Here is a 7,046-nt window from a genome sequence, read left to right on the forward strand (position 1 = left end):
GCCTTGGGTGTGCCGCTACAAGTGGTTCACGTTCATGTTCAACCCGGCGCCAGCCTTGAGCGTGCCGCCCGGGATGCACGCTATGGGGCATTTGTTGAAGCCACACAGACCAATGAACTGCTGCTGACCGCCCAGCATCGTGACGATCAGGCAGAAACGCTGTTGTTTCGACTGTTGCGCGGGGCGGGGGTGAGAGGATTGTCGGGGATGCCTGGCCAGCGTGCCTTGGGGCGGGGGCATCTGCTGCGCCCATTGCTGGACGTCAGTCGCGCCGAACTTGAAGCCTATGCGACAGCCCATCAATTGAGCTGGATCGAAGACCCTTCGAACCAGGACCGACAGTTCTCTCGTAATTACTTGCGGCATCAGGTGTTCCCGGTATTAACCGAGCGCTGGCCGCAAGCAGTGGCGACCATGGCGCGTAGCGCCGCGCACTTGAGCGAAGCAAAGGCATTGCTTGATGAGTTGGCGCAAATCGATCTGGCCGAAGCGACCACTGTCAGTGATTTCGACTGGCTGGGCTTGCCTTCTCTGGAACTGCCCTCCCTGGCAAAACGCTCCGCCGCGCGTCAACGAAATGCGTTGAGTCACTGGCTCACAACATTGACCAGGTTGCCTGATAGCGACCATTGGTCGGGTTGGGCGGATTTGCGCGATGCCACCGGTGATGCCCGTCCGGTCTGGCGGCTGGCGGATGGTGAACTGCATCGTTCGGGGGGACGTATCTGGTGGCTGTCGGGCTGTTGGCTAAGCAATCCGCTGCCTGCCGCCCATTGGGTTGATCCTTCGAAGTCGCTGGCGTTACCGGAGAACGGCGTGCTCACGTTCACCGGGCAAATCCCCGATGGTCCGCTGCAAATCCGCTATCGTGAAGGCGGTGAGGTCATGCATTTTCCGGATCGCGGCCACCGCGACCTGAAGCGTTTGCTCAATGAACGCGGTGTTCCGGCCTTTGCCCGTGGCAGATTGCCGCTGGTCTATCGCGACGGGCAATTACTGGCAGTGGCCAACGTACGGGGCTTGAATGGCAGTGGGCAGGACGGCTGGCATTTGCATTGGCTGCCACCGAACGAAGATCAAGGTTTGAGCTGAAAGGGGCTTTCCGGTAGACTACGCTCCCTTCTTGATACAACTTCTGTGGATTCGCCTGAATTGCAGGAGTTGCCGATTACCAAGCAGTCTTTGCTGGGCGATTCCAAAAAATGTGTAGCGAGCAACGTACCGGTGTTTCATCTGCCGGTCTGTCCCAACGCGGCGGTTTTTTTGAAAGGTGCGCTGTGATTAATGCAGGTGATCGGGGGCTTCGGCCTTCCTTCGCTTTCCCCGGCGGCTCGGACCGCTTTAACGCAGACTTCTAGGGTTTTTCATGACGCGCTACATATTCGTCACGGGCGGTGTTGTTTCTTCATTGGGGAAAGGCATCGCATCGGCTTCATTGGCGGCCATCCTGGAGGCGCGGGGACTTAAGGTCACCATGCTGAAGCTGGACCCGTACATCAACGTTGACCCGGGCACGATGAGCCCGTTCCAGCACGGTGAAGTGTTCGTCACTCACGACGGCGCCGAGACCGACCTGGACCTGGGCCATTACGAGCGGTTCATCCGCACGACCATGACCCAGAACAACAACTTCACCACTGGCCGTGTCTACGAGCACGTGCTGCGCAAAGAGCGCCGTGGTGATTACCTGGGCGCCACCATTCAGGTGATCCCGCACATTACCGACGAAATCAAGCGCCGGATCATCAAGGGCGCCGGCGATGCCGACGTGGCGATGGTCGAGATCGGTGGCACCGTGGGTGACATCGAATCGCAACCGTTCCTGGAAGCGATCCGTCAATTGCGTTTCGAAGTCGGCGCCAAGCGCGCGATGCTGATGCACCTGACACTGGTGCCGTACATCGCCACTGCCGGCGAAACCAAAACCAAGCCGACTCAGCACTCGGTCAAGGAACTGCGTTCCATTGGCCTGCAGCCAGACGTGCTGGTCTGCCGCTCCGATCACCCGATCGACATCTCTTCGCGCCGCAAGATCGCGCAGTTCACCAACGTTGAAGAACGTGCGGTGATCGCGCTGGAAGACGCCGACACCATCTACAAGATCCCGGGCATTCTGCACTCCCAGGGCCTGGATGATTTTGTCGTCGAGCGTTTCGGCCTGCAATGCGGCAGCGCTGACCTGTCCGAGTGGGAAGCCGTGGTTGACGCCAAGCTGAACCCGGAGCACGAAGTCACCATCGCGATGGTCGGCAAGTACATGGAACTGCTGGACGCCTACAAGTCGCTGATCGAAGCGATGAGTCRTGCCGGCATCAGCAACCGCACCAAGGTCAACCTGCGCTACATCGATTCCGAAGACATCGAAAACCAGGGCACTGCGCTGCTGGAAGGTGTTGACGCGATCCTCGTACCGGGCGGCTTCGGTCTGCGTGGCGTGGAAGGCAAGATCACCGCCGTTCAATACGCTCGCGAAAACAAGGTTCCGTACCTGGGCATCTGCCTGGGTATGCAAGTGGCCGTGATCGAGTTCGCTCGTAACGTGCTGGGCTGGAAAGATGCCAACTCCACCGAGTTCGATCGTGCCAGCGGCCATCCGGTCGTGGGTCTGATCACCGAGTGGGAAGACGCTACCGGCGCGGTCGAAACCCGTACCGAATCGTCCGATCTGGGCGGCACCATGCGCCTCGGCGCTCAGGACTGCCTGCTGGAGCCTGGGTCGCTGGTGCACGACTGCTACGCCAAGGACGTCATCGTCGAGCGTCACCGTCACCGCTACGAAGTGAACAACAACCTGCTGCCGCAGATCATGGAAGCCGGCCTTAAAATCTCCGGTCGCTCCGGTGATGGTGCGCTGGTTGAAGTGGTTGAAGCTCCGGATCATCCATGGTTCGTCGCTTGCCAGTTCCACCCTGAGTTCACCTCGACGCCACGCGACGGTCACCCGTTGTTCAGCGGTTTCGTTAAAGCAGCATTGATTCAACACCAGAAGAAGGCATAAATCTGATGGCGCAGAAGATCATCCGCGTAGGCGATATCGAGATTGCCAACGACAAGCCAATGGTGCTTTTCGGTGGCATGAACGTGCTGGAAAGCCGCGACATGGCGATGCAGGTCTGCGAAGAGTATGTGAAGGTTACCGAGAAACTCGGTATCCCTTACGTGTTCAAGGCCAGCTTCGACAAGGCCAACCGTTCCTCCGTGACCTCTTACCGTGGCCCCGGCCTGGAAGAGGGCATGCGGATTTTCCAGGACATCAAGCAAGCTTTCGGCGTGCCGATCATCACCGACGTCCACGAGCCTGAACAGGCAGCGGTCGTCGCTGAAGTCTGCGACATCATTCAGTTGCCGGCCTTCCTGTCGCGCCAGACCGACCTCGTGGTCGCGATGGCCAAGACCGGCGCGGTGATCAACATCAAGAAAGCCCAGTTCCTCGCACCGCACGAGATGAAACACATCCTGAGCAAATGCGTGGAAGCGGGCAACGATCAGTTGATTCTCTGCGAGCGTGGTTCGAGCTTCGGCTACAACAACCTGGTCGTCGACATGCTCGGCTTCGGCATCATGAAGCAGTTCGAATACCCGGTGTTCTTCGACGTGACCCACGCGCTGCAAATGCCGGGTGGTCGCTCCGATTCCGCCGGTGGTCGTCGTGCCCAGGTGACTGACCTGGCCAAGGCTGGCATGAGCCAGTCGCTGGCCGGCCTGTTCCTCGAAGCCCACCCGGACCCGGACAACGCCAAATGCGACGGCCCTTGCGCCTTGCGTCTGGACAAACTGGAGCCATTCCTGGCCCAGCTCAAAGCCTTGGACGAACTGGTGAAGAGTTTTCCGACGGTAGAAACCGCGTAAAGCTCAATTCTCCGGTAAAGTACCGCACGATTTAATGCTCAGGCCCTCGGGCCTGAGCTTTATCGTCCGCAAGTCTGCCTGCTGCACATCACTTGCCGACGTTAAAAGATTTCCTCTAGCTGCGTCGTTTTCGTCAACTTTGGAGTGTTTACAACAATGGCAAAAATCGTCGACATCAAAGGTCGTGAAGTTCTCGACTCCCGTGGCAATCCCACCGTGGAAGCGGACGTGCTTCTCGATAACGGCATCATCGGCAGCGCCTGCGCGCCCTCCGGTGCTTCCACTGGCTCGCGTGAAGCGCTCGAGCTGCGTGATGGCGACAAGAGCCGTTACCTGGGCAAAGGCGTGCTCAAGGCCGTCGCCAACATCAACGGCCCGATCCGCGACCTGTTGAAAGGCACCGACCCAAGTGACCAGAAAGCGCTGGATCACGCGATGATCAAGCTCGACGGTACTGAAAACAAAGGTTCCCTGGGCGCCAACGCGATCCTCGCCGTTTCCCTGGCTGCGGCCAAGGCAGCAGCTCAGGACCAGGATCTGCCGCTGTACGCTCACATCGCCAACCTGAACGGCACCCCGGGTGTTTACTCGATGCCGGTTCCGATGATGAACATCATCAACGGTGGCGAGCACGCCGATAACAACGTCGACATCCAGGAATTCATGGTTCAGCCGGTTGGCGCCAAGTCTTTCTCGGAAGGTCTGCGTATGGGCACCGAGATTTTCCATCACCTCAAAGCTGTTCTGAAGGCCCGTGGGCTGAGCACTGCTGTTGGTGACGAAGGTGGTTTCGCACCGAACCTGACCTCCAACGAAGACGCTTTGAAAGTGATTTCCGAAGCCGTGGCCAACGCCGGTTACAAGCTGGGCACCGACGTGACCCTGGCACTGGACTGCGCCGCTAGCGAATTCTACGAAGACGGCCAGTACAACCTGTCCGGCGAAGGTCAGGTGTTCACCGCTGAAGGTTTCGCTGACTACCTGAAAGGCCTGACCGAGCGTTATCCGATCATCTCGATCGAAGACGGCCTGGACGAGTCCGATTGGGCTGGCTGGAAAATCCTCACCGACAAAATCGGCGAGAAAGTCCAACTGGTTGGCGACGACCTGTTCGTGACCAACACCAAGATCCTGAAAGAAGGCATCGATAAAAAGATCGCCAACTCGATCCTGATCAAGTTCAACCAGATCGGCACCCTGACCGAAACCCTGGAAGCCATCCAGATGGCCAAGGCGGCTGGTTACACGGCTGTGATCTCGCACCGCTCCGGCGAAACCGAAGATTCGACCATCGCCGACCTGGCTGTGGGCACTTCGGCTGGCCAGATCAAAACCGGTTCCCTGTGCCGTTCTGACCGCGTTTCCAAGTACAACCAACTGCTGCGTATCGAAGAGCAGTTGAACGGTAAAGCCAAGTACAACGGCCGCAGCGAGTTCCGCGGCTAATTGCTACATGATAAAAAGACACCGGATTGTGTCGAAAAAATCGCAACAGCGATCAATTTGCCACTAATCTGATGCCTTATCAGCACGAAGCCTGGTTCTTCCAGGCTTCGTGCTATCAGCAGCTTCAAAGTTTATGCATGGCTGTCTTTTTTCACTGGAAACCTGATATTCGATGCGCAGTCCCAATTGGTTGTTCCTCGTCTTGCTCTTGTTGCTGGCTGGCCTGCAATACCGCCTTTGGGTGGGTAATGGCAGTCTGGCGCAAGTGGCTGAGCTGACTCAGCAGATCAAGGATCAACAGGCTGAGAACGAAGGATTGCTGGAGCGCAATCGGGTGATGGATGCCGAAGTCAGCGAACTGAAAAAAGGCATGGAGACCGTTGAAGAGCGGGCTCGCCATGAGTTGGGCATGGTCAAGGACGGCGAAACCCTGTTCCAGTTGGCCCAATGAATTCCTCGTTACCGGCCTTCTGGGCCGTGATTCCTGCCGCGGGCGTCGGTGCCCGTATGGCCGCAGACCGTCCCAAGCAATACTTGCAACTGGGCGGCCGCACTATTCTCGAACACAGCCTCGGTTGTTTCCTTGATCATCCGTCCCTGAAAGGGTTGGTGGTCAGTCTTGCTATTGATGATCCTTATTGGCCTAACCTGGCTTGCGCTGTCGATTCGCGAATTCAGCGAGTTGACGGCGGTGCCGAGCGTTCGGGCTCGGTACTCAATGCATTGCTACATTTGCATGCGTTGGGTGCTGACGATGAAGACTGGGTGCTGGTTCACGACGCCGCACGACCCAATCTGAGCCGTGATGATCTGGACAAGTTGCTGAGCGAATTGGCCGACGATCCGGTAGGCGGGTTGCTGGCAGTTCCGGCACGCGACACCCTCAAGCGGGTCGACAAGCGTGGGCGTGTTGTCGAAACCGTGGATCGCAGCGTGATCTGGCAGGCTTATACGCCGCAGATGTTTCGCCTTGGGGCGCTGCATCGGGCATTGGCGGACAGTCTGGTGGCGGATGCTGTTGTTACCGATGAAGCGTCAGCGATGGAGTGGGCAGGCATGTCGCCTCGTCTGATCGAAGGCCGGTCCGACAACCTCAAGGTTACGCGCCCGGAAGATCTCGAATGGTTGCGTCAGCGTTGGGCTAATCGCCGGTGAAAGATCGCAGCCTCGTTTCACTCGACAGCTCCTACAGGATATTGCGGTGAACGCGGACAATGTAGGAGCTGTCGAGTGAAACGAGGCTGCGATCTTTTGATCTTCAAACCCTCACATCCTGTACTCCGGCCTTAACGCCAGCCCCTCCTTCAAATAATCCACCAACTTGCGCACCTTGGGCGACAGATGCCGTTGCTGTGGATAAAGCGCCCATACCGCAGTGTTCGGCGGTTGATGCGCTTCCAGCAGTGAAATCAACGCGCCGCTTTTCAGATGCTCCAGCACGTAATAGTCCGGCAACTGACACAGCCCCACGCCCTGCAGCGCAGCATCAAGCACCGCTTGCCCACTGTTGCAGCGCCAGTTCCCCTGGACCCGCTGCGAAAATTCCCGCCCGTTCTGTTCCAGTTGCCACAGGTCCGAGCTGCCAATGAGGCAGTTGTGGCGGCTCAGTTCCGACAGACTGTGTGGCCGGCCATAGCGTTCCAGGTAGGACGGTGATACGCACAGGTACATGCGTCGTGGTGCCAGGCGTGTGGCAACCAATCGCGAATCCTGCAGGCGACCCAGACGGATCGCCAGATCCAGGCCTTCAT

7 protein-coding genes are annotated in these 7,046 nt (G+C 58.2%); 6 read left to right on the plus strand and 1 reads right to left on the minus strand.

Annotated elements, in window-relative coordinates:
• The 6 genes from tilS to ispD all read left to right on the plus strand — a co-directional run.
• Window positions 1-1,092: tRNA lysidine(34) synthetase TilS (gene tilS, locus AC1DRJ_RS16230; protein WP_477803052.1), on the plus strand; the 1,092-nt coding region annotated here is incomplete at its 5' end.
• A 274-nt stretch (window positions 1,093-1,366) separates the two neighbouring features.
• Window positions 1,367-2,998 carry a CTP synthase gene (locus AC1DRJ_RS16235; RefSeq protein WP_477803053.1) on the plus strand — a complete coding sequence of 544 codons (1,632 nt, stop codon included), beginning with the start codon at window positions 1,367-1,369 and terminating at the stop codon, window positions 2,996-2,998.
• A gap of 5 nt (window positions 2,999-3,003) precedes the next feature.
• Window positions 3,004-3,849: a 3-deoxy-8-phosphooctulonate synthase gene (gene kdsA, locus AC1DRJ_RS16240; protein WP_421139262.1), complete on the plus strand. Its 846-nt coding sequence runs from the start codon at window positions 3,004-3,006 to the stop codon at window positions 3,847-3,849.
• 156 nt (window positions 3,850-4,005) lie between these two features.
• Window positions 4,006-5,295, plus strand: a complete 1,290-nt coding sequence (gene eno / locus AC1DRJ_RS16245) for a phosphopyruvate hydratase (protein ID WP_477803054.1) — start codon at window positions 4,006-4,008, stop codon at window positions 5,293-5,295.
• A gap of 172 nt (window positions 5,296-5,467) precedes the next feature.
• Window positions 5,468-5,746, plus strand: coding sequence for a cell division protein FtsB (ftsB, locus tag AC1DRJ_RS16250; protein ID WP_007949352.1), 279 nt, complete (start codon window positions 5,468-5,470; stop codon window positions 5,744-5,746).
• On the plus strand, window positions 5,743-6,450 hold the full coding sequence (ispD, locus tag AC1DRJ_RS16255) for a 2-C-methyl-D-erythritol 4-phosphate cytidylyltransferase (RefSeq protein ID WP_477803055.1): 708 nt from the start codon (window positions 5,743-5,745) through the stop codon (window positions 6,448-6,450). The genes ftsB and ispD overlap by 4 nt, the downstream gene beginning before the upstream one ends.
• A gap of 111 nt (window positions 6,451-6,561) precedes the next feature.
• Here ispD and AC1DRJ_RS16260 read toward each other — a convergent pair.
• The coding region (locus AC1DRJ_RS16260) for a LysR substrate-binding domain-containing protein (RefSeq protein WP_477803056.1) at window positions 6,562-7,046 on the minus strand (485 nt) is incomplete at its 5' end.

The organism is Pseudomonas sp. P5_B2, assembly GCF_056400445.1.